This window comes from Pseudomonas guariconensis, assembly GCF_040822035.1.
Lineage (GTDB): Bacteria > Pseudomonadota > Gammaproteobacteria > Pseudomonadales > Pseudomonadaceae > Aquipseudomonas > Aquipseudomonas guariconensis.
Window position 1 is genome coordinate 3,477,687 of record NZ_CP162012.1, and the last position, 20,935, is coordinate 3,498,621.

The 20,935-nt window shown below is 60.9% G+C and carries 24 protein-coding genes; 16 read left to right on the plus strand and 8 right to left on the minus strand.

What is annotated here, in order from left to right; all coding sequences use genetic code 11:
* From lon to AB1N67_RS15990, 5 genes are all read right to left on the minus strand, one after another.
* Nucleotides 1-2,397 (minus strand): endopeptidase La, encoded by a 2,397-nt coding sequence (gene lon / locus AB1N67_RS15970; protein WP_090346869.1) that lies wholly within the window; start codon nucleotides 2,395-2,397, stop codon nucleotides 1-3.
* Between the two features lie 154 nt (nucleotides 2,398-2,551).
* Entirely contained in the window at nucleotides 2,552-3,835 is a 1,284-nt protein-coding gene (gene clpX / locus AB1N67_RS15975) for an ATP-dependent Clp protease ATP-binding subunit ClpX (RefSeq protein WP_043213487.1), read from the minus strand.
* A gap of 108 nt (nucleotides 3,836-3,943) precedes the next feature.
* Nucleotides 3,944-4,585, minus strand: a complete 642-nt coding sequence (clpP, locus tag AB1N67_RS15980) for an ATP-dependent Clp endopeptidase proteolytic subunit ClpP (protein WP_043213484.1) — start codon at nucleotides 4,583-4,585, stop codon at nucleotides 3,944-3,946.
* 92 nt (nucleotides 4,586-4,677) lie between these two features.
* Complete coding sequence (gene tig / locus AB1N67_RS15985) at nucleotides 4,678-5,991, minus strand: trigger factor (RefSeq protein WP_070573986.1); 1,314 nt, start codon at nucleotides 5,989-5,991, stop codon at nucleotides 4,678-4,680.
* A 249-nt stretch (nucleotides 5,992-6,240) separates the two neighbouring features.
* Nucleotides 6,241-6,540: a DUF6388 family protein gene (locus AB1N67_RS15990; RefSeq protein WP_043213478.1), complete on the minus strand. Its 300-nt coding sequence runs from the start codon at nucleotides 6,538-6,540 to the stop codon at nucleotides 6,241-6,243.
* 957 nt (nucleotides 6,541-7,497) lie between these two features.
* On the opposite strand from AB1N67_RS15990, the gene AB1N67_RS15995 reads away from it, so the two are divergent.
* Nucleotides 7,498-7,815, plus strand: a complete 318-nt coding sequence (locus AB1N67_RS15995; RefSeq protein WP_367863186.1) for a hypothetical protein — start codon at nucleotides 7,498-7,500, stop codon at nucleotides 7,813-7,815.
* Nucleotides 7,816-7,976: 161 nt separating this feature from the next.
* On the opposite strand, the gene AB1N67_RS16000 is transcribed toward AB1N67_RS15995, so the two are convergent.
* Nucleotides 7,977-9,017 carry a phage portal protein gene (locus tag AB1N67_RS16000; RefSeq protein WP_367863187.1) on the minus strand — a complete coding sequence of 347 codons (1,041 nt, stop codon included), beginning with the start codon at nucleotides 9,015-9,017 and terminating at the stop codon, nucleotides 7,977-7,979.
* A complete protein-coding gene (locus AB1N67_RS16005; protein WP_367863188.1) occupies nucleotides 9,018-10,769 on the minus strand; it encodes a terminase ATPase subunit family protein in 1,752 nt (583 codons plus the stop codon).
* 150 nt (nucleotides 10,770-10,919) lie between these two features.
* Between AB1N67_RS16005 and AB1N67_RS16010 the strand changes: the two genes are divergently transcribed.
* From AB1N67_RS16010 to AB1N67_RS16040, 7 genes are all read left to right on the plus strand, one after another.
* Nucleotides 10,920-11,771, plus strand: coding sequence for a GPO family capsid scaffolding protein (locus AB1N67_RS16010; protein WP_367863189.1), 852 nt, complete (start codon nucleotides 10,920-10,922; stop codon nucleotides 11,769-11,771).
* Nucleotides 11,772-11,810: 39 nt separating this feature from the next.
* Nucleotides 11,811-12,830 (plus strand): phage major capsid protein, P2 family, encoded by a 1,020-nt coding sequence (locus tag AB1N67_RS16015; RefSeq protein WP_367863190.1) that lies wholly within the window; start codon nucleotides 11,811-11,813, stop codon nucleotides 12,828-12,830.
* Between the two features lie 3 nt (nucleotides 12,831-12,833).
* Complete coding sequence (locus AB1N67_RS16020; RefSeq protein WP_367863191.1) at nucleotides 12,834-13,535, plus strand: terminase endonuclease subunit; 702 nt, start codon at nucleotides 12,834-12,836, stop codon at nucleotides 13,533-13,535.
* Nucleotides 13,536-13,640: 105 nt separating this feature from the next.
* The gene (locus AB1N67_RS16025; protein ID WP_367863192.1) at nucleotides 13,641-14,105 is read left to right on the plus strand and encodes a head completion/stabilization protein; all 465 of its coding nucleotides are present in this window, start codon (nucleotides 13,641-13,643) and stop codon (nucleotides 14,103-14,105) included.
* Nucleotides 14,105-14,314, plus strand: a complete 210-nt coding sequence (locus AB1N67_RS16030; RefSeq protein ID WP_367863193.1) for a tail protein X — start codon at nucleotides 14,105-14,107, stop codon at nucleotides 14,312-14,314. The genes AB1N67_RS16025 and AB1N67_RS16030 overlap by 1 nt, the downstream gene beginning before the upstream one ends.
* Before the next feature lie 36 nt (nucleotides 14,315-14,350).
* Nucleotides 14,351-14,665 carry a phage holin, lambda family gene (locus AB1N67_RS16035; RefSeq protein ID WP_367863194.1) on the plus strand — a complete coding sequence of 105 codons (315 nt, stop codon included), beginning with the start codon at nucleotides 14,351-14,353 and terminating at the stop codon, nucleotides 14,663-14,665.
* Nucleotides 14,662-15,501, plus strand: a complete 840-nt coding sequence (locus AB1N67_RS16040; RefSeq protein WP_367863195.1) for an N-acetylmuramidase domain-containing protein — start codon at nucleotides 14,662-14,664, stop codon at nucleotides 15,499-15,501. The genes AB1N67_RS16035 and AB1N67_RS16040 overlap by 4 nt, the downstream gene beginning before the upstream one ends.
* Nucleotides 15,502-15,515: 14 nt before the next feature.
* Here the strand turns inward: AB1N67_RS16040 and AB1N67_RS16045 are convergent, their stop codons facing one another.
* Entirely contained in the window at nucleotides 15,516-15,695 is a 180-nt protein-coding gene (locus tag AB1N67_RS16045) for a hypothetical protein (protein WP_367863196.1), read from the minus strand.
* A gap of 79 nt (nucleotides 15,696-15,774) precedes the next feature.
* Between AB1N67_RS16045 and lysC the strand changes: the two genes are divergently transcribed.
* The 8 genes from lysC (at nucleotide 15,775) to AB1N67_RS16085 (ending at nucleotide 20,932) form a co-directional block, all read left to right on the plus strand.
* Nucleotides 15,775-16,041 carry an Rz1-like lysis system protein LysC gene (lysC, locus tag AB1N67_RS16050; protein WP_367863197.1) on the plus strand — a complete coding sequence of 89 codons (267 nt, stop codon included), beginning with the start codon at nucleotides 15,775-15,777 and terminating at the stop codon, nucleotides 16,039-16,041.
* A complete protein-coding gene (locus AB1N67_RS16055) occupies nucleotides 16,038-16,448 on the plus strand; it encodes a phage tail protein (protein WP_367863198.1) in 411 nt (136 codons plus the stop codon). The genes lysC and AB1N67_RS16055 overlap by 4 nt, the downstream gene beginning before the upstream one ends.
* Complete coding sequence (locus AB1N67_RS16060; RefSeq protein WP_367863199.1) at nucleotides 16,445-16,897, plus strand: phage virion morphogenesis protein; 453 nt, start codon at nucleotides 16,445-16,447, stop codon at nucleotides 16,895-16,897. Before AB1N67_RS16055 ends, AB1N67_RS16060 begins: the two co-directional genes overlap by 4 nt.
* Before the next feature lie 74 nt (nucleotides 16,898-16,971).
* A complete protein-coding gene (locus AB1N67_RS16065) occupies nucleotides 16,972-17,559 on the plus strand; it encodes a phage baseplate assembly protein V (protein WP_367863867.1) in 588 nt (195 codons plus the stop codon).
* Entirely contained in the window at nucleotides 17,556-17,906 is a 351-nt protein-coding gene (locus tag AB1N67_RS16070; RefSeq protein ID WP_367863200.1) for a GPW/gp25 family protein, read from the plus strand. Before AB1N67_RS16065 ends, AB1N67_RS16070 begins: the two co-directional genes overlap by 4 nt.
* Complete coding sequence (locus AB1N67_RS16075) at nucleotides 17,903-18,820, plus strand: baseplate assembly protein (RefSeq protein ID WP_367863201.1); 918 nt, start codon at nucleotides 17,903-17,905, stop codon at nucleotides 18,818-18,820. Before AB1N67_RS16070 ends, AB1N67_RS16075 begins: the two co-directional genes overlap by 4 nt.
* Nucleotides 18,817-19,428: a phage tail protein I gene (locus AB1N67_RS16080; RefSeq protein ID WP_367863202.1), complete on the plus strand. Its 612-nt coding sequence runs from the start codon at nucleotides 18,817-18,819 to the stop codon at nucleotides 19,426-19,428. Before AB1N67_RS16075 ends, AB1N67_RS16080 begins: the two co-directional genes overlap by 4 nt.
* Nucleotides 19,421-20,932, plus strand: a complete 1,512-nt coding sequence (locus tag AB1N67_RS16085) for a phage tail protein (protein WP_367863203.1) — start codon at nucleotides 19,421-19,423, stop codon at nucleotides 20,930-20,932. The genes AB1N67_RS16080 and AB1N67_RS16085 overlap by 8 nt, the downstream gene beginning before the upstream one ends.
* Nucleotides 20,933-20,935: the final 3 nt, after the last annotated feature.

Genomic DNA, 20,935 nt, shown 5'->3' on the forward strand with positions numbered 1-20,935 from the left:
CTAGTGCGTGCTAATTCTTTCCTTAGCATCGCCGTCGCGCTTTTCATCTTTCGCGACAATCTCCGGAGCCACATCTGGCAAGGGCTCCGGGGCGTATTGCAGCGCAATTTGGAGGACTTCGTCAATCCATTTGACCGGTTTGATCTGAAGATCCTGTTTGATATTTTCCGGAATCTCCTTCAGATCACGAACGTTTTCCTCTGGAATGATCACCGTCTTGATCCCACCGCGGTGTGCCGCGAGGAGTTTTTCCTTCAAGCCACCGATGGCCAGAACCTGGCCACGCAGGGTGATTTCACCGGTCATGGCCACATCGGCGCGCACCGGAATCTGGGTAAGTGCCGAGACCAGCGCCGTGCACATGCCGATACCCGCACTTGGGCCGTCCTTAGGCGTAGCGCCCTCGGGCATGTGGATGTGCACATCGTGCTTCTCGTGGAAATCGGCGGCGATGCCCAGACTGCGGGCACGGCTGCGTACCACGGTCTGCGCGGCGGTGATCGATTCGACCATGACGTCGCCCAAAGAGCCGGTCTTGATCAACTGGCCCTTGCCGGGGATGACCACGGCTTCGATGGTAAGCAGTTCGCCGCCCACCTGGGTCCAGGCAAGGCCGGTGACCTGGCCGATCTGATCCTGCTGCTCTGCCAGGCCGTAGCGGAACTTGCGCACGCCCAGCAGATGTTCGAGCTGCTCGCCGGTCACCTTGACCTTGAGCTGCTTCTCGCCGGTGTGCTCCTTGACCACCTTGCGGCAGACCTTGGCGATCTGGCGCTCCAGACCGCGCACGCCGGCTTCGCGGGTGTAGTAACGAATGATGTCGCGGATCGCCGTGACATCGATATCCAGTTCACCCTTCTTCAGGCCATTGGCCTTCACTTGCTTGGGCGTCAGGTACTTGACCGCGATGTTGATCTTCTCGTCCTCGGTGTAGCCCGGCAGGCGGATGACCTCCATCCGGTCGAGTAGCGCCGGCGGAATGTTCATCGAGTTCGAGGTGCACAGGAACATCACGTCCGAGAGGTCGTAGTCGACCTCCAGGTAGTGGTCGTTGAAGTTGTGGTTCTGCTCAGGGTCGAGCACTTCCAGCAATGCCGAGGCGGGATCGCCGCGCATGTCGCTGCCCATCTTGTCGATCTCGTCGAGCAGGAACAGCGGGTTGCGTACACCCACCTTGGTCATTTTCTGAATCAAACGACCCGGCATGGAACCGATGTAGGTGCGACGATGGCCTCGGATCTCGGCTTCGTCACGCACACCGCCCAAGGCCATGCGCACGAACTTGCGGTTGGTAGCAGCCGCGATCGATTCGGCCAGGGAGGTTTTACCAACGCCAGGTGGACCTACCAGGCAAAGCACAGGGCCGCGAATCTTCTTCACGCGCTTCTGCACAGCGAGATATTCAAGGATGCGTTCCTTGACCTCTTCCAGGCCATAGTGATCGGCATCGAGGATTTCCTCGGCCTTGGCCAGGTCCAGACGTACTTTGCTCTGGGCTTTCCAAGGCACCTGCACGAGCCAGTCCAGGTAGGAGCGAACCACAGTGGCCTCTGCGGACATCGGCGACATCTGCTTGAGCTTGTTCAGCTCGGCCTGGGCTTTGGCCAAGGCGTCCTTGGGCAGGCCAGCAGCTTCGATACGCTTCTTCAGCTCCTCGGCTTCGTTGTGGCCCTCGTCGCCATCGCCGAGCTCCTTCTGAATGGCCTTCATCTGCTCATTCAGGTAGTACTCGCGCTGGCTGCGCTCCATCTGCTTCTTGACCCGGCCACGGATACGCTTCTCGACCTGCAGCAGGTCGATCTCTGCATCGAGCAATGCCAGGACATGTTCGACCCGGGTCGGTAGATCGACAATTTCGAGGATTTCCTGCTTCTGCTCGATCTTCAGGGCCATATGGGCGGCCATGGTGTCGACCAGGCGGCCGGGCTCTTCGATACTGTTGAGCGAGGACAGGACTTCAGCCGGGACCTTCTTGCCCAACTGGACGTACTGCTCGAACTGCGACAGCAACGTGCGCACGAAGACTTCCGACTCGCGCTCGGCGGCCTCGACTTCATCGATCAGGGTGACTTCGGCACGGACATGCCCTTCCACTTCCGTGAAACGCTCGACGGCGCCGCGCTGCTCGCCCTCGACCAACACCTTGACGGTACCGTCGGGTAGCTTCAGCAATTGCAGGACAGTGGCAATGGTACCGACGCGATACAGGGCATCTTCGCCCGGGTCATCGTCGGCAGGATTCTTCTGGGCCAGCAGGAGGATCTGCTTCTCGCCCGTCATCGCCGCCTCAAGGGCTTCGATGGACTTCTCGCGTCCCACGAACAGCGGGATGACCATGTGCGGATAAACAACGACATCGCGCAATGGCAAAAGAGGCAAGTCGAGGGTGGTCTTCATGATTTCGCCTCTACAGCGGCCTTATGGCCGGAAACCGGTGGAAATGATGCTTGGACCTAATGTGGGGGCAGGTCCATAAAATTACAAGCGTTGAGATCGGAAAAGCAGAAAGGGGCCCATAGGCCCCTTTCTTGCTCGACTTGGCTTACCCGACTCAGGCGTCAGGTGCGGCCTTGGCTTGCGGCTCGCTGTTCTCGTAGATCAGCAAAGGCTGCGAGGTGCCATCGATGACGCTCTCGTCGATCACCACCTTGCTGACATCCTTCTGCGAAGGAATCTCGTACATGGTGTCAAGCAGCACGCCTTCGAGGATCGAACGCAGGCCCCGGGCGCCGGTCTTGCGCTCGAGCGCCTTGCGAGCAACCGCCTTGAGCGCGTCGCTACGGAACTCGAGGTCCACATCTTCCATCTCGAACAGCTTGGCATACTGCTTGGTCAAGGCGTTCTTCGGCTCGGTGAGGATCTGCATCAGTGCAGCCTCATCCAGCTCGTCGAGGGTTGCCAGCACCGGCAGACGGCCGACGAACTCCGGAATCAGGCCAAACTTGACCAGATCATCCGGTTCGACCTCACGCAAGGACTCGCCGACCTTCTTGCCTTCCTGCTTGCTGCGCACTTCAGCGCCAAAACCGATGCCACCTTTGGTGGAGCGGTTCTGAATGACCTTTTCCAGGCCCGAGAACGCACCGCCGCAGATGAACAGGATATTGCGGGTATCAACCTGCAGGAATTCCTGTTGCGGATGCTTGCGACCACCCTGAGGCGGCACGGAAGCCACAGTCCCTTCGATCAGCTTCAACAGCGCCTGCTGCACGCCCTCGCCCGACACGTCGCGAGTGATCGACGGGTTGTCCGACTTGCGCGAGATCTTGTCGATCTCATCGATATAGACAATGCCCATCTGGGCCTTTTCCACGTCGTAGTCGCACTTTTGCAGCAGTTTCTGAATGATGTTCTCGACGTCCTCACCCACGTAACCGGCTTCGGTCAAGGTGGTGGCGTCGGCGATGGTGAACGGTACGTTCAACAGGCGTGCAAGGGTTTCGGCGAGCAGGGTCTTGCCCGAGCCAGTCGGCCCGATGAGCAGGATGTTGCTCTTGCCGAGTTCGACTTCGTCGCCCTTCTTGTCACGCTGGTTCAGGCGCTTGTAGTGGTTGTACACCGCTACGGACAGCACCTTTTTCGCGCGCTCCTGACCAATGACGTACTGGTCCAGGATACCGCTGATTTCTTTCGGCGATGGCAATTTGTGCGCGTTGCTTTCGGCCTGGGCTTCCTGCACCTCCTCACGGATGATGTCGTTGCACAGGTCGACGCACTCGTCGCAGATAAATACCGAGGGCCCGGCAATCAATTTGCGCACTTCGTGCTGGCTTTTGCCGCAGAAGGAGCAATAGAGCAATTTGCCGCTGTCCTCGCCGTTACGGGTGTCAGTCATTCGATCGATCCAATCCGGTAGGCATGAAACACAAGATGAAGGCAATTGCGGGCTTTTTCAAGTCCGCAGGTAGGCGCCAACGGCGCCCACCCGCTCTGGCACCTTGGTTCAGGACGCCAGTTGCCGCTTGTCGTAGACCGAGTCGATCAGGCCGTACTCGGCCGCGCGCGCGGCACTCATGAAGTTGTCGCGTTCGGTGTCGCGCTTGATGGTCTCGAGATCCTGGCCAGTGTGATGGGCCAGCAGCTCGTTCAGACGCGCCTTGATGTTGAGGATTTCCTGGGCATGGATCTCGATATCGGTCGCCTGGCCCTGGAAGCCACCCAATGGCTGGTGAATCATCACGCGCGAGTTCGGCAGGCAGTGACGCTTGCCTGCAGCGCCGGCCGCCAGCAGGAATGCGCCCATGCTGCAGGCCTGACCGATGCAGATGGTCGAGACGTCCGGCTTGATGAACTGCATGGTGTCGTAGATCGACATGCCGGCGGTGACCGAACCACCCGGCGAGTTGATGTACAGATGGATATCCTTGTCCGGGTTTTCCGCTTCAAGGAACAGCAGTTGTGCCACCACCAGGTTGGCCATGTAGTCCTCTACGGGACCAACCAGGAAAATCACACGCTCCTTCAATAGGCGCGAGTAGATGTCGTAGGCGCGCTCGCCACGGGCGGACTGCTCGATAACCATCGGGACCAGACCGCCCGCGGCCTGGATGTCGGAGCTCTGTTGAATATAAGAATTGCGGGACATGTCCTGCACTCACTCCCAAATAGTCATGGCTTGAATACGCACAAGCCAGCTCGAAGGCTGGCTTGTGGGGGTTTCCTACGAGAGAAGACCTATCACTCAGCGGCGGCAGGAGCCTGTGCTGGCTTGACAGCTTCTTCGTACGAGACCGACTTGTCGGTCACAGTCGCTTTCTGCAGGACAGTATCTACAACTTGTTCTTCCAGCACAACCGAACGGACTTCGTTCAGTTGCTGGTCGTTCTTGTAGTACCAGGAGATGACCTGCTCCGGCTCTTGGTAGGCCGAGGCCATTTCCTCGATCATTTCGCGGACCTTGGCGTCGTCCGGCTTCAGCTCGAACTGCTTGACCACCTCAGCAACGATCAGACCCAAGACCACACGGCGCTTGGCTTGCTCTTCGAACAACTCGGCCGGCAGTTGCTCTGGCTTGATGTTGCCGCCGAACTGCTGAACAGCCTGCACGCGCAGACGGTTGACTTCGTTCTCCAGCAGAGCCTTCGGCACTTCGATCGGGTTGGCGGCCAGCAGACCGTCCATGACCTGGTTCTTGACCTTGGCCTTGATTGCCTGACGCAGCTCACGCTCCATGTTCTTGCGAACTTCGGCGCGGAAGCCTTCCAGGGTCGATTCCTTGATGCCGAACTGGGCGAAGAAGGCTTCGTTCAGCTCAGGCAGCTGAGGTGCCGAAACGCTGTTGACGGTGATGGTGAACTCGGCAGCCTTGCCGGCCAGGTCCAGGTTCTGGTAGTCCTCAGGGAAGGTCACGTTGACAACGCGTTCTTCGCCCGCTTTTGCGCCAACCAGACCGTCTTCGAAGCCTGGGATCATGCGGCCGGAGCCCAGCACCAGCTGGGTGCCCTTGGCCGAACCACCCGCGAAAGCTTCGCCGTCGATCTTGCCAACGAAATCGATATTGACCTGATCGTCGTTCTGGGCGGCACGTTCAACGGCCTCGAAACGTACGTTTTGCTTGCGCAGCACTTCCAGCATGTTGTCCAGGTCCGCGTCAGCGACTTCGGCGCTCAGGCGCTCGACCTTGATCGACTCCAGGCCGCTAACGGTGAACTCTGGGAAGACTTCGAAGATGGCGACGAATTCCAGGTCCTTGCCTTTCTCGAAGGACTTGGGCTCGACAGCAGGAGCACCAGCCGGGTTCAGCTTCTGCTCGACGATGGCTTCGTAGAAGGAAGCCTGGACCAGGTCACCGAACGCTTCCTGACGGGCATCGGCCTCGAAACGCTGACGAATGACGCTCATCGGCACCTTGCCTGGGCGGAAGCCGGCGACCTTGGCGCGCTTGGCAGTCTGCTGCAGACGCTTGTTGACTTCGTTCTCGACGCGCTCGGCCGGAACGGCGATGGTCATGCGGCGCTCGAGAGCGGAAGTGTTTTCAACAGAAACTTGCATGGATATTCCTCGTTGCACAGACGTTAGCCGGCGATAGCCCGACTCCAGAATCAAGGGCAAGCATTCTAGTGACTCGCGCATCAGAAGTCACCCCACCCCAGATGACGGAGAACCACACCGGTCAATTTCATTGAAGGCCCCGCACGGCGCGCCGCCGAAGCCCCCGCGTATCGCTTGCACGCAACGGCGGTTGCACGTCGCTTGCGCTGTAAAAACTTGTCAAACAATGCAGCTATATAAAGGCAGAGCTCAGTCGGAGTCGATCTCGTTGAACTGGCAATACTCTTCCCAGCTCATCCCTAGCGCCTCGGCCACCTCACGGTGCACCTCCAAGCGCATGACTTGCAGCTCCTCGGGGCTTTGAGCGATCAATTGCAATGCCAGCTCCCAAGGCTCGACACCCTGCTCTTGCGCAGCATCCTCGAACGCCCACTGGATCTGCTGGGCCTGTTCATGCGCACCAAGCTCGCGGATCTCCTCGAGCAATTGCGGATTGGCCTCAGCGAAACGCTGCAGTGCCAATGCCTGGCGAGCTTCTTTTGCAATCATGCGACAGCTCCTATATCGGGCCCGCTTGCCCTATTTCAACCGGCTGAAATCTAACAATTTTTGCCCGAGCAGCACCAGTACCACACGCCGGGCACTGATGCTTGAAGAAACTGCAGACAATAAAAAAGCCGCTCCAGGCGGCTTCTTTATGGGTTTAGCGCGACTCAACGAAAGGCGGCAAAACCAAGGATGGTGCGGACGAAGAGACTCGAACTCATCGCCACACCGACAGCTGCTCTGGAGGCCGCGAGTTTCGTGGTTGTGAGGGTGAGTGTGCAAGCGTTTTTGTTCCCAGAGTGTTCCCAGTGCGGATGTGGACGTCGCCCTGCCAGCGCGCCCCCCTATAGGGAATCGCCGTTTCAGGTTGACCCATCAAAAAAAGGTAATTTTGGTAATTTGATTTCTGAAATGCTCTGGAGGCCACGTAACTCAAGGGCTGTAGCGATTTTGAAAAAGGTAATTTTTTGGTAATCGAAAGGTAACCGGATTACCTCTCTTAAGGGTTGGCATCGGGAAAAGCGATATCCTTTAAAATCAATCACTTACGAATAAATTACCTTTCGCCTTACCTTAAATTACCTTTTTTGGTAATCGCTGAAACCCTTGTGCTAGAAGGCCTGCAGAGGTGTATCAACCACCCCCTAACCAAAATTACCTCTTTTGAAGGGTCAACCTGAAACGAGCTGACTGATGCCGTACACGCTCCAGGAATAGGCCTTGCTGCAGGGATTCGCAGAACGCCACCCTCCCCTATACCTCCCTCGCCCCTAAGTGACTGCGCTGCCTTGGCATTGACGCAGGCATGCAGAAATTCCCACACATTTAGCCCGCGGGCGTGGCGGGGGGACGAGCGCGCGCGCCGGGGTCAAACAGCACCGCCCAGCCGACAGCTCGGCAAATGGCCCCACTTGCTGATACTGTATGCTCATACAGTGACTGTATGGGGAGGACAGTGCGGTGCTGATCGATGAGGACGGGTTCGACTTGGGCATGCCCACGCGAGAGGAAACGCTTGAGCACCAGATCCTGTTGCTGACACATGAGGGTGAGCAAGCCTGGCTGTACCTGGCTAAGGCGAACCGAGACATTCTCAAGCTGACCATGATCAATGAGGGCTTGAACAAACAGGTTATGGCGCTGCAACGAGAAGTGACCCAGCTTCGTGCTCGGCTTCACTTTGAAACCGTTACGCGACCAGGTCCATTCTCGACTTGGGGCTGCTTGCCTGATGCTCGCATATGGCGCGAGGTAGCACCGGTCTACCCGTTACTCTGAAAGCCCCGTGTTTATTGGGCTGAATGGGTTTTAACAGTGGCTTGCCGAGACCATAAATGATAGGATTTACTGGGGTTTTTCATTCTGTCGCCCCGCACGTTTTCAGTTGCTCGGGACAAAAAAAGCCGCCTCATGGGCGGCTTTTTCGTATGCGCGTTCAGTCAGTTAGCTGCGGTCGGTAGCTCATACGGCGTAAATCGCACCACCTCTTCACCCAGCCAATCGTTGATCTGACGCAAGCGGGCCTGTTCAGGCTCCAGTTCGTTGACCGCCCACACTTGAGTCGCATCGCGGATCGAGCCGAACCCACCAGCGTTCTGCGGCACCACCGCCATGAGTTGAGGCGGGATGCGCAGCATTGCGAGTTGGTCATCGCGGCTGATGTTCTTGATGGCGCCGAAGTCGTCCTTGGCTGCTACCTCACTGATAGGAATCAGCTGCAGGCCTTCTTTCTTGCCGCCAGGCGCGTACATAAACAGGTTACGGAAGTTGCCCGGCCCCTTGCTGTTCTTCATTGCGCTGCGCAGATCGTTGACGAAGTCCTCGTTGTGGGCGGCGTCCGTCATATACAGGATGAACCCAGCGTGCGACCCGTTCTGGTAGTACTTCCGCCGGAACAGAGTTGCCGCCTCGTTGAGCAGCGCGCTCTGAAGCGCCGGCAGCCACTCCGGCAGACCGTAGATTTCCTGGTTGATGTCGGCCACACGCAGATGGCAGATGCTCCCGCGCTTGAACTCGTGTTCGTCCCTCCAGCCGCGCACCTGGTAGAAGCTGCCAGCTTGGTTGCCCCGGCGCATGTACTTCGCCAGGCAAGGCAACAGGCCGTGCGCCTGCTTGAGCATGTTGTCGCGCTTCTCCAGGTACAGGTTGCCAGACCAGCCCATGTCCATGACGATCTGTTCGAACGCCTGACGGCTCAGCAGCTTGTGTGGCACGAAGGTCCTGGCCAGCGCGTTACGCTTGAACACCAGGCCAGACTGAAGGTACACACTCGCCCTGGACGAACGGGCCAAGCCATCGAGCGATACGGGCGGCTCGTACCAGCGGCCGTTGTCATAACACTCCAGGTAATCGAGGATCTCCCGCCCATCCAGCACCGGCACCGGCTCCCCAAAGGTGAAGGCCTCGGCGCGGCCGGCAGTCGCGGCCACCGGTTCCACAGTGTTCGCCGGCAAGTTGCCGCCCTGGTCGATAGTGCTCATTCAATAAATCTCCATGATGCCGGTATTGGCCGGGGTCTGACCTTCCAGCGGTTCGTTGTGCAGTGCGTGAAAGAGCGCCCAGGCCAGGTCGGCATGGCCGGTGCTGTCGTTGCGTCCTGCCGTATAGGTGAACTGGCGCCCGCCTGGTGTAATGGTCTTGCGGATGGCCATGAGCGACTGCGCAACATCCGTCCAGCCCGCGTCGAACTCCAGACGGCCTTTGCTGATCACGTCCCACGCCTTCATCACCAGGCGGGTCTTGACCTCCGGGTTGTAGGAGAATGTCTTCAGCGCCGGGAAGAACTGGCGAACCAACTGCGCCACTGCTCCACCGAGGCCGGTCGTGTCGATCCCGATATAGGCGACGTTGTAGCGGCGGGTAACCTGCCGGATCGTCTCAGCCTGGGCTGTGAAGTCCATGCCCCGGAATTGGTGGCGTTCTAAGATGCGGAACTTGCCGCCCGGTACCAGCGGCGGGGCCACCACGATCAGGCCGGCCGAGTCGCCACTTTCGGCTGGGTCGTACCCCACCCAGACCGGACGCTCGCCGAACGGACGCTCCGCGAAAGGGCTGTAGTCCGGCCAGTCCCAGCTTTCCACCATGCACGGCTGCAGCATGGCCAGGGGGAAGATACTCGCCCCGTCGTCGACGAACTGGCACATCAGTAGGTTCTGGAAGGCGGCGGCGTCGTATTCGTCCCGCAGCTCGTCCAGGTCGAACAGGTCGCAGCCGCGGGACTCGGCGTCGAGGATCGTGACGATTTGCCGCCATATACGGTCCTCACACAGCCGGCCCTGTTGCAGCGCCTCATGGCTCACGTCCAGCTGGATATGCTTCGCTTTCGGCTTGCCTTTGTTGAACCGCTCCCCGGTCCAGTAGGAATACGCTGGGTGCGCCATGCTGCTCGGTGTCGAGAAGTAGGTCTTGCGCCACTTTTTCTGTAGCGCCATACCCGAGGCCACCTTATTGATCTCGGCAAACCCGTGGACCCAGAAAAATTCGTCGAAGTAGAAGTTGCCGCTGCGCCCCTGCGCTGTCCGGTAGTTGGTGCCCAGGAAGTGCAACTCGGCGTTGTTCCAGAGGACGATAGGGTCGCCCGTCAGCTTCACCCCCAGCACCTCGTTGACGAATGACTGCATGTAAGTCTTGAACTGGTGCGCCTGCGCCTTGCTGGCGGACAGAAAAATCTGGTTGCGCCCGGTGGTGATCGCGTCGATCAACGCCTCGCGTGCAAAGTAGAAGGTCGCGCCGATCTGGCGGCTTTTCAGGATCATGCGGGTGCGCATGTTCCCCGCGCGGTACCAGTCGAGTTGGTAGTCGAAACAGCTGTCGCGGAACGCCTCGACAAGCGTCTCGATCTGTTCTTCGTTCAGCTCGTTGCGCTTGGGAGCCCTCTTCGGTCCCTCGTTGCGCTTGGCGATGTTCGGATTAAGCTCCGTCTCGGTACCACCGCCCTGGTAGCGTTGAATCCTGGCCTGCCGCTCCAGCTGCCGGTGCAGCAGGTCGATTTCCTTGAAATCGGTGCCTGACTTCGGGTCCTTCAACAGCAGTTGGACAAGCCGGGCTTCCGTCGCGGCTTGAATCCGCTCCAGCGGCGTGGCCCGGTCCCACTCGTCGCGGGCCTTCCAGCTGTGCAGAGTCTTTTCCTTCTCGCCGATGAGCTCGGCGATCTCGCACACGCGATAGCCTTGCCAGTACAGGTGCTTGGCATGGCGGCGGTGATCAGTAGGCAAATCGACGATGGCATTCATGGCGCCGATGCTGCCGTTCGCGCGCGCGTGGCCCCACCGCCAAGCCCTGTAACGCGCCCCGCTACAGCCTCAGCGCGTTGCCGCTCATGTGCTGGCTGCCGACCATGCCCTCAACGAAAGGCCCACCGCCCCGGATTGAGGAAAGCCCGCATGGCCGCAACCAACACCCCCACCAAGAAATTTCGCTCCAAGTGGTTCCGCGTCGCCGTCGAAGGCGCCACCACTGATGGCCGCAACATCGAGCGCGCCTGGATCGAGCAGATGGCCGCTCTGTACAGCCCCAACACTTACGGTGCCCGTATTAACTGCGAGCACATCAAGTGGGCATGGCCTGGTGGTGAGTTCGGCGCCTATGGCGATGTGCTGGCCTGCAAGGCCGAAGAGATCGAAATCAACGGCAGTAAGAAGCTTGCCCTGTTCACCCAACTGGAGCCCAACGACGCCCTGCTGGCCCTGAACAAGGCAGGCCAGAAGGTCTACACCTCCATCGAGGTCAACCCCAACTTCGCCGACACCGGCAAGGCCTACCTAGTCGGCCTTGCAATCACCGACACCCCGGCCAGCCTGGGTACCGAAGCGCTGCAGTTCAGTGCCAAGAACGGCACCCTGGCCAATCGCAAGCAGGACAAAGACAACCTCTTCACCGCCGCCGAAGAGGCTCTTCTCGAATTCGAGGAAGTCGCCGAGACCCCCAGCATGTTCGCCACCCTACGCGAAAAGGTCAGCGACCTCCTTGGCAAGAGCAAGGACAAAGAGGGCAAGGACGCCGCCAACTTCAGCGCCCTGGGCGAGCTGATCGAGCAGATCGCTACCCACGGCGCAGAGCAGGCCGAAGCCTTCGCAGCGGAAAAGAAAGCCCGCGAGAAGCTCCAGGCCGACCACGACAAGCTTTCCAGCGATTTCAACGAGTTGGTCAAGCGCCTGGGCGACACCGAGGACCACAGCCAGCAGCACCGCCCACCGGTTACCGGGGGTGATGGCCAAGTCGTCGCCGAGTATTGATCCCCAGCCGCCACTACAAAACCAGTTCGGAGAAACACCATGCAGAAGCACACCCGCATCGCCTTCAACGCCTACCTGGGCCAACAGGCGAAAATCAACGAAGTTGACTCGGCTACGGTGACCTATACCGTCGCCGCAACCCCGGCGCAGAAGCTGGAAAAAGCGATCCAAGAATCCAGCGCCTTCCTTAAGAAAATCAACATCATCGGGGTCGATGAGCCTGAAGGCGAAGCCATCATGCTTGGGGTCAATGGCCCAACCGCCGGGCGCACCAAGACCAACCCTGCCACCGGAGTGAAGCGCAAACCGCGCGATGTCAGTTCGCTGAGTAAGGACACTTACTCCTGCAAGAAAACCGACTTCGACACAGCTATCCCCTACGCCAAAGCAGACGCCTGGGCCAAGTTCCCGGAATTCCAAACTCTTCTGTCCGGCTCTATCGCCGAGCAGCAAGGTCTGGATCGAATCATGATCGGCTTCAACGGCACCAGCGCGGCCGAAACTACTGACTTGGCGGCCAACCCGATGCTCCAAGACGTCAATATCGGCTGGCTGCAAAAGATTCGCACCAGCGCGCCAGACCGTGTGATCGAAGAGGGCGTAGCAGGTTCCGGCAAGGTCACCATCGGCGCTACCGGCGATTACAAAACGCTGGACGGTCTGGTCTTCGATGCCATCCAGTTGCTGGAACCTTGGCACCGCAAGCGCAAAGACCTGGTTGTCATCGTTGACCCGGCCCTGCTGCACGAGAAACAGCTCAAGGCCGTCGAAAAAGGTGCAGCCTCCAACCAGGAAGAAAACGCCGCCGACGAAATCGTCAACAAAGGCCGCCTGGGCGGCCTGCCGATCGAACTCGACGCACCATTCTTCATCGATGGCGGCGTGCTTATCACTCCGCTGAGCAACCTGTCGATCTACTACCAGAACGGCAAGCGTCGACGCCACATCCGCGACGAACCGGATTTCGATCAGATCGCCGACTACCAGTCCTCCAACGAGGCCTATGTCATCGAAGACTTCGGCGCCGTAGCCCTGGTCGAAAATATCGAGAAGGTCTAAGCCATGAGCCTGACCCTTGCCCAACGCACTCAGCTGCGCAAGCGTGCAGCCCAGGAGGCAGCACGCACCGCGCCTGCCGCGCTCATGGATGGACTTACCAGCTACGAGCTCATGCTCGCGAAGCTCCAGCAGGATCAGCAGCGCCTCAAACAGGTCCAGTCGCAGCGGGACAAGGGGAAAGTCAAAGCCACGCTGCTCCCGGAGTACCTGCCCTACGTCGACGGCATCCTCGCTGCAGGCCAGGGTGCCCAAGACGACGTACTGGTCACCATCATGGTATGGCGCTTCGATGCGGGCGATTATTCCGGCGGCCTCGACATTGCCGAGTACGCCATCCGTCACAACCTGCAGACGCCCAACCGCTTCAACCGCACCACCGGCTGCCTGGTGGCCGAGGAAGTAGCAGAAGCCGCATTGACGGCTCAGAAGGCCGGCAGCGAGTTCCCGATTGACATCCTCACCCGGACTGCGGTGCTCACTGCAGAACAGGACATGCCGGACGAGGCCCGAGCCAAGCTCACCCTCGCCCTGGGGCGCGCCACCCTGACGGGCTTGGACGAGAACACCCCCGGTCAGCCCGGCCAGCTTCAGGCAGGCATTGATCTGCTGAAAGAGGCTATCCAGCGGCACAACAGCTGCGGCGGCAAAAAAGACTTGGAGCGCGCAGAGCGCCTCCTTAAGAAACACGCTGGCCCAGCCAGCTAACCGAGCGGTCCCCCGCAACCCCGGCGGCTCGGGGCTGATCAGCAGGTTTTCTCCTTGGCCTCGCTGTAACGCCCCGACCACCGCCGACCCATTCGAGTGATAGGCATGAGCGGATTTATCGCAGGCGGCGACACCAGCGCCGCCTACCCCATCAGCAACGCGGGCTTCTGGCCAGGTATCGACGGCCAGCAACTGCGCGCCTCTATGCGTATCGACTCCAGCGTCACCGACGACCGGCTCGAAGTAGCCACCGTAAACGCCATGATTGAGGCCAACCGCGAGCTCGCTGCCTACCGCGCCGCTCGCCAGGCCGAGGGCTATGCAACCTTGGCGGATGTGCCAGCCGAACAGATCAAAGGCGAAAGCCAATGGCTGCACCTCTACCGGCGCGTCATCTACTGCGGCGCCCTGGCCGAACTGATCGAGCGTTACAACAGCTACGACGCGACCAATAGCGGTAGCCAGAAGGTCACCGAGGAAGAAGCCAGCCCGGATCAGCTTCGGCGAGATGCTCGAAAGGCACTGCGCACCATCCTGGGAATCAGTCACGCCACGGTGGAGTTGTTGTAGTGGCCACCGTGATCGCCGCCCAGGGCGACACCGTGGACAGTCTCTGCTGGCAGTACTACGGCCGCACTGCTGGCGTCACCGAGGCCGTGCTCGAAGCCAATCCAGGACTTTCCGACCTCGGCCCGATCATCCCTCACGGCACGTCCGTCACCCTGCCGGACGCTGCCCCACAACCCGAACAGCGCCAAGTGGTGAACCTATGGGATTGACCCGTTGTAACTACCCCAAACCAAGGAAGGACAAACATGCCTGATCGTCCAGAAACGTGGGCCTTCGTTGCCACATGGCTGGAGCATAACTGGCCGGGGCTCTATTCCGGTGTGCTCGCTGCCATTATCGCTGCGCTGCGGGTGATCTACGGTGGCGGAAAGCTTCGTCAACTGTTCATCGAGGCGCCGCTTTGCGGTGCCCTAGCCCTATCAGCAAGCCATGGACTATCGCTTATCGGCATTCCGCTCAGTGCAGCCCCTTTCTTTGGGGGGCTGATTGGCCTCCTGGGCGTCGAGTTCGTGCGAGCGGCCGCTCAGAAGACATTCATGCGCAAGGAGGAAACCCTGTGACTACGCTCCGCCATGGCGACCGCTCCAGCGCCGTCCGCGATTTGCAACGCAAGCTCAACGCCAATGGCGCCAAGCTGGTCGCCGACGGTGACTACGGCGTCTCGACAGAAAACGCTGTGCGTGCCTACCAGCGCAAAGCCGGCCTGGTCGCTGATGGTATAGCCGGCCCGAAGACGCTCGCCTCTCTCAGCGGCACCGGCTGCGGTCATCTGCTCAAGAATGCGAGCCTAGTTGCAGCGGCAGAGCGCTTGGGTGTCGAGCTGGCCATCGTCTATGCCGTGAATGAGGTGGAGAGCCTAGGAGAAGGTTTTCTCGCCAACGGCCGCCCCAAGATCCTCTTCGAGCGGCACGTCATGCACGAGCGGCTGGCCCTGCCCCGCTCCGAAAGCGATGACAAAGCCGCACGGCAACGCCGCGCCGATGCGCTGGCCCTGCAATTCCCTAACCTGGTCAACACCGCGCCGGGCGGGTACATCGGCGGTGCTGGAGAACACCAACGCTTGGCCCAGGCCCGCATGATCGATCCGCTGTGCGCCAATGAGTCGGCCAGCTGGGGCGCGTTCCAGATCATGGGCTACCACGCTCCGCGGCTGGGCTATGCCAGTGTCGATGAGTTCGTCCAGCTCATGAGCCAGGACGAAAACCAGCAGTTCGAGGCGTTCATCCGATTCATTGAAGCGGATTCGACCCTCCACAAGGCACTCAAGGGCAAGAAGTGGGCGGCCTTCGCCAAGGGCTACAACGGCCCGGCCTACGCCAGGAACCTCTACGACGTGAAGCTCGAAAGAGCATATGAGCGGCATGCCAATTGCGGCTGCGGGCAGGAGGCAGCATGAGCCGGGCGGCGGTCCTAGCGCTGCTCATCACCGCCGCCCTTCTGGCCTGGGGTGGCTACGAACTCGTTCAAGTCGAGAAAGGCCGCACGGCCCTGGCCCAGGAGAAACTGGCCACCGCCCAGGAGCGCAGCGAGCGCCAGTCCGCCACCATCATCCGCATGGGCGCCGAGCTGGCCTCGCAGCAGCTTGCGCAAGAGAGCCTGCAGACCACCATCGCTGACCTACGCCTAGCCACAGTCAAGGATCATCAGCAGAAACAGGAGACCCGACGCAATGACCCGCAATTCCGCGATTGGGGCGCTCAGCCTCTCCCTGACGCTGCTCGCCGGCTGCACCAGAGACCTGCCTTCACCGGAGCCGACGATTACCGTCAGTGGCTGTCCGGTCGTCACGCCCTGCACGCTGAGCCCAGCAGCACCAACAAACAATGATGGGCTGAGCGACGACAGCGACTATCTGCTCGGCGCCTGGGCAGAGTGCGCGGCCAAGGTCGACAGCGTTATTCGGTACCGCACCCGTCCTCTCCAGGAGGCGCCGTGAACAAACCCAACAGCTTGCGCGAGCACCTGCTCAATAGCGTTGCGGGGCTCAAGAAGAACCCGGATCGGATGCTTATCTTCATCGATTCAGGCACCACCCGCTGCACCGCGGCGACTGGGCTGTCGTTCGAGTATTCCTATACCCTGCAAGTGATCCTGACCGACTATGCCGGCCATCCTGATAGCGTGTTTATTCCCGTGCTGGAGTGGTTGCGCCGGAATCAACCGGAGCTGCTCACGAACCTGGAGCGTGGCAAAGACGCCATTGCTTTCGAGGCTGACATTCTCGACGGGGGCAAGGTCGACATGTCGCTCAGCCTGCCACTGACCGAGCGCGTGATCGTCAAGCAACAGGATGATGGGACACTCGACGTCACCCATCCCGACGAGCCGGACTTCGAGCTTTGAGCGACAATCTCAACGCCCTGGAGGAATGGGCCGGCCTGCTGCTAACCAAGCTCTCGCCAGGGGAGCGGCGCAAGCTCGGGAACACCATCGGCCGCGAGCTCCGCCGGAGCCAGCAACAGCGAGTCGCCACCCAACGCAACCCAGACGGCACCCCATACGCCACTCGCAAACCCCGCCGGCTGCGCGACAAGGCTGGTCGTGTCAAGCGCCAGATGTTCGCCAAGCTGCGTCAGGCCAAGTACCTGCGGTTGCGTAGCACACCCGACGCCATCGCGATTGCCTTCGCCGGTCGTGTTGCCAGGATCGCCCGTGTTCACCAATACGGCCTGCGGGATCGCCCTGCCCCAGGCCAAGCCGATGTTCAATACGAGCGCCGGGAGCTACTCGGCTTCACCGATGCCGACCTCGAAGTGATTCGGGATCGGTTGTTGCAGCATCTGGCAGGCTGATTCCGTGCTGTAGCGTGCCCCGCTACAGTGCGCCCAAGATGCGCCCCGCGCGCGCGAGCCGCAGCATCAGCGGTATGAACCAGACCGCCGAACTTGCCCGCCTGATCGAAAACCTCATCCGCCTTGGCACTGTTGCCGCGGTGCAGATGCAGCCGCCCCGTGTTCGGGTGAAAACCGGCAGCATCAGCACCGCTTGGATTCCCTGGTTGGCTCTGCGCGCCGGTACCTCCAAGGACTGGGACCCGCCCACTGCCGGCGAGCAGGTGGTCCTGTTCAGCCCATCGGGCCAGCTTGGCCAGGCCGTGGCACTGGTCGGCCTGTACAGCGATGCTAACCCCGCCAACGGCGACCGATCCGGCCTGCACCGCCGCACCTACCCAGACGGCGCGGTCATTGAGTATGACTTCGTAGACCACGTGCTGAGTGCCACCCTCCCCGAGGGCGGCGTCACCAACTTGGTGAGCACTGGCGGCATCTATATCAAGGGTCCGATCAACCACGAAGGCGACTACACCCAAACGGGCAACCAGCAGGTCACCGGCAAGGTCACCGTCAGCGAGGACGTGGTTGCGGGCGCCAACCGCATCAGCTTGGTTAAGCACCCGCACGGCGGCGTCATGTCCGGCCCTGGCAAAACCAGCGTACCGGAGCCGACGTCATGATCGGGATGAACGCAAAGACCGGACGCACGATTGCGTCACGTCAGCATCTGGCCCAGTCCATTGCGGACATCGTTACCACGCCGCTTGGTAGCCGCATCATGCGCCGTGAGTACGGCTGCCCGATGGCCGACCTCCAGGACTGGCCGCTCAATAGCGCCACAAGGCTGCAAGCCTGTTCCGCCATCACCATGGCCATCATGCGATGGGAGCCGAGAATCCAGCTCAGTCGGGTGGAGCTCGCGCCGACGGACGTTCCCGGCGGAGCCTTGCTGGACATCGAGGGCACCGTTACCGACACCAACGAAGCGCTCAACCTGCGCGTGCCGCTGCACCTGGGGGCCGCATGAACACTACCTTTACCCCCATCGACCTGAGCCGTCTGCCGGCGCCGTCCGTCGTCGAGCTGATCGATTACGAGTTGATCCTCGCCGATCGCAAGGCCTATTTCATCGGCCTTTTCCCTGTCGAAAAGCAGGCCGAGGTTGCCGCCACGCTTGAGCTGGAGTCCGAGCCAATCACGAAGCTGCTCCAGGAGAACGCCTACCGCGAAATGGTCTGGCGCCAGCGGGTGAACGAGGCTTCGCTTGCGGTGATGCTCAGCTCGACCGGGGGCAACGACCTGGACCAGCTCGCAGGCAACTTCAACGTCAAGCGCTTGGTCATCCAGCCGGCGCAACCCCAGGCGGTTCCACCCGTGCCCGAGGTGCTGGAAAGCGACGATGCCCTGCGCGAGCGGGCCCAGATGGCCTTCGAAGGGCTCAGCACTGCCGGACCACGCAACTCCTACGTGTTCCATGCCCGCGCAGCCAACGGCCAGGTGGCTGATGCCACCGCAGAAAGCCCATCCCCTGCTGAGGTGGTGGTCACCATCCAGTCTGTCCTGGGCGACGGCACAGCCTCGGCAGATCTGTTGGACGCCGTCCGCGCTTATCTCAACGATGAGGATCGCCGGCCTGTGGCCGACCGCCTGACCGTTCAGGGCGCCCAGATCCTGCCCTACCAGGTTAGCGCCACGCTGTACCTCAAGACGCTGGGGCCTGAGGCGGAACCGATCCTTGCTGCTGCTGAGCAGAACCTAAGGGCCTTCGTCGGCCAGCGCCGCCGGTTGGGTATGCAGGTCTCCGAGTCCGCTATCCACGCCGCATTGCACGTCGAGGGCGTGCGCAAGGTTGAGCTACTGGACTGGGCGGACATCAACGCCACGCTCAGCCAAGCCCCCTACTGCACAGCCATCACGCTCGTCCAGGGTACCGAGCCATGAGGCTGCTGCCCGGCAACGCCACGGAACTGGAGCGCCAGGCCGCCGAAGTCCTTGCGCAGATCGAGCGGGTGCCCGTCCCCATTCGAGACTTGATGAACCCGGATCGCTGCCCGGTCGCGCTGCTGCCGTTTTTGGCCTGGGCCTTTTCGGTAGACCGTTGGGACAGTCGATGGCCAGAGCTCGCCAAACGCGGCGCGATCCGGTCGTCGTTCTACATCCACTCGCGGAAAGGGACGATAGGCGCACTTCGGCGTGTGGTGGAGCCCCTGGGCTACCTGATCGAGGTCATCGAGTGGTTCCAGACCGAACCGAAGGGCGTCCCAGGCACCTTTGCGATCAAGGTTGGCGTGTCCGACGCGGGCATCAGCGAAGAGACGTACCAGGAGCTGACTTGGCTCATCGATGACGCACGGCCGGTAAGCCGACACCTGACAGGCCTGGCCATCAGCCTTGAAACCACGGGGGCCTTCCACATTGGCGGCGGTCTCTACGACGGCGACGAGCTCGACATTTACCCACCTGCCCTGCGCGACATCGATGTCACCGGCTCGATCGGTCGGGGCGGTCGCGAACACACCATAGACACACTGGATATCGCACATGGTTGACCAGAACTCGCAGTTCTACGCCATCCTCACCAACGTGGGGGCAGCAAAACAGGCCAACGCGGACGCCCTGGGCATTCCGTGGAAAATCACCCAGCTCGGCGTGGGCGACGCCAACGGCCTCGACCCCACGCCCAACGCCAGCCAGGTCAGTCTGATCAACGAATGGCGCCGAGCGCCACTCAATCAGCTGAAGGTCGACGAAAAAGACATTTCGATTATCGTTGCCGAACAAGTCATCCCGGCCGAAGTCGGGGGCCGCTGGATTCGCGAGATTGCGCTCTACGACGCCGATGGCGATATGGTCGCGGTGGCCAATTGTCCGCCAACCTACAAGCCCTTGCTCAACCAGGGCTCGGGCCGTACCCAGGTCGTGCGGATGAATCTGGTAGTCAGCAGCTCCAGCAATGTGGAGCTGAAGATCGACCCGAGTGTCGTACTGGCCACCCGAGAATGGGTAACCAATGAGCTCGCCAAGCAGGACTTCAAGCATTCGGTGCTGGTGGCCACCACGGCGGCCATTGCCTTGAGCGGCCTGCAAACCGTCGACGGCGTGGCGCTGACGGCGGGGGCTCGGGTGCTGGTCAAGGATCAGGCTGCCGCCAAGGATAATGGCCTGTATCAGGTGGTGGCAGGTGGCCCCTGGACGCGCTGTGCTGACACCGATATTAGCGCCGAAGTGACACCGGGCTTGCTGGTTCTGGTCGAGCGCGGTGCGGTCAACGGCGATAGCGCCTGGCAGTTGGTCACAGACGGGCCGATCACCCTGGGCGTTACCGCTCTCGCGTTCGAAATGGCCTTTGGACGCACGGGCGTGGCCGAGGGCACCTATCGTAGCGTGACGGTCGATAAGTACGGTCGCGTCGTCGCTGCGACCAACCCAACCACGGCTGCCGGGTACGGCTTGACCGATGTCTACACCAAGACGCAGATCGATCAGGCTTTGCCCTTCCGAGCACGGGTTCTGTATCGGAACGCTGGCGTTTACCAGTGGACTGTTCCGGCAGGGGTATACAAGGTTGACGTAGAGGTACGAGGCGCCGGCGGGAGCGGTGGGTTCGGCTCCCAAGATACCGGTTCTGGCGGTGGTGGCGGTGGCGGCATCAGTAAGCGCTTGTGTACGGTTACGCCAGGCTCTGTCATCACGGTGACTGTGGGCGCAGGTGGTGCAGCAGTGTCGGCTGTGGGCGCCACAGGCAACGCGGGTGGTGCCTCGTCATTTGGTTCTTTCTGTTCCGCCACAGGCGGGTCAGGAGGTAGCTCTGGTAGCGGGGCGGGTGGTGGCTATGGAGCGGGCGGCGACTTCAATGCCTCGTTGGGCAGTGGCAATCCTGCTTTGCGCAACGCCCCTGGCACTTATGCCTTGGGTGGTTCTGGAGGTGGAGGCGAAAGTATTTTCGCCACTAACAACTCCACCGCCCCATCTCAACCCGGCATGGGCGGTGGCGGGCGGACAAGTACCCAATCCCAGCCCGGCGCAGACGGGTGCGTGATCATCACCTATTGAGGA

What these genes read in the sequence shown, in the direction of transcription:
- lon (WP_090346869.1), bottom strand. Translation starts at nt 2,397, where the DNA reads ATGAAGACCACCCTCGACTTGCCTCTTTTGCCATTGCGCGATGTCGTT.
- AB1N67_RS16020 (WP_367863191.1), top strand. Translation starts at nt 12,834, where the DNA reads ATGAGCCTGACCCTTGCCCAACGCACTCAGCTGCGCAAGCGTGCAGCC.
- AB1N67_RS16035 (WP_367863194.1), top strand. Translation starts at nt 14,351, where the DNA reads ATGCCTGATCGTCCAGAAACGTGGGCCTTCGTTGCCACATGGCTGGAG.
- AB1N67_RS15990 (WP_043213478.1), bottom strand. Translation starts at nt 6,540, where the DNA reads ATGATTGCAAAAGAAGCTCGCCAGGCATTGGCACTGCAGCGTTTCGCT.
- AB1N67_RS16010 (WP_367863189.1), top strand. Translation starts at nt 10,920, where the DNA reads ATGGCCGCAACCAACACCCCCACCAAGAAATTTCGCTCCAAGTGGTTC.
- clpP (WP_043213484.1), bottom strand. Translation starts at nt 4,585, where the DNA reads ATGTCCCGCAATTCTTATATTCAACAGAGCTCCGACATCCAGGCCGCG.
- AB1N67_RS16075 (WP_367863201.1), top strand. Translation starts at nt 17,903, where the DNA reads ATGAACACTACCTTTACCCCCATCGACCTGAGCCGTCTGCCGGCGCCG.
- AB1N67_RS16080 (WP_367863202.1), top strand. Translation starts at nt 18,817, where the DNA reads ATGAGGCTGCTGCCCGGCAACGCCACGGAACTGGAGCGCCAGGCCGCC.
- lysC (WP_367863197.1), top strand. Translation starts at nt 15,775, where the DNA reads ATGACCCGCAATTCCGCGATTGGGGCGCTCAGCCTCTCCCTGACGCTG.
- AB1N67_RS16015 (WP_367863190.1), top strand. Translation starts at nt 11,811, where the DNA reads ATGCAGAAGCACACCCGCATCGCCTTCAACGCCTACCTGGGCCAACAG.
- AB1N67_RS16025 (WP_367863192.1), top strand. Translation starts at nt 13,641, where the DNA reads ATGAGCGGATTTATCGCAGGCGGCGACACCAGCGCCGCCTACCCCATC.
- AB1N67_RS16070 (WP_367863200.1), top strand. Translation starts at nt 17,556, where the DNA reads ATGATCGGGATGAACGCAAAGACCGGACGCACGATTGCGTCACGTCAG.
- AB1N67_RS16000 (WP_367863187.1), bottom strand. Translation starts at nt 9,017, where the DNA reads ATGAGCACTATCGACCAGGGCGGCAACTTGCCGGCGAACACTGTGGAA.
- AB1N67_RS16005 (WP_367863188.1), bottom strand. Translation starts at nt 10,769, where the DNA reads ATGAATGCCATCGTCGATTTGCCTACTGATCACCGCCGCCATGCCAAG.
- AB1N67_RS16085 (WP_367863203.1), top strand. Translation starts at nt 19,421, where the DNA reads ATGGTTGACCAGAACTCGCAGTTCTACGCCATCCTCACCAACGTGGGG.
- tig (WP_070573986.1), bottom strand. Translation starts at nt 5,991, where the DNA reads ATGCAAGTTTCTGTTGAAAACACTTCCGCTCTCGAGCGCCGCATGACC.
- AB1N67_RS16065 (WP_367863867.1), top strand. Translation starts at nt 16,972, where the DNA reads ATGAACCAGACCGCCGAACTTGCCCGCCTGATCGAAAACCTCATCCGC.
- clpX (WP_043213487.1), bottom strand. Translation starts at nt 3,835, where the DNA reads ATGACTGACACCCGTAACGGCGAGGACAGCGGCAAATTGCTCTATTGC.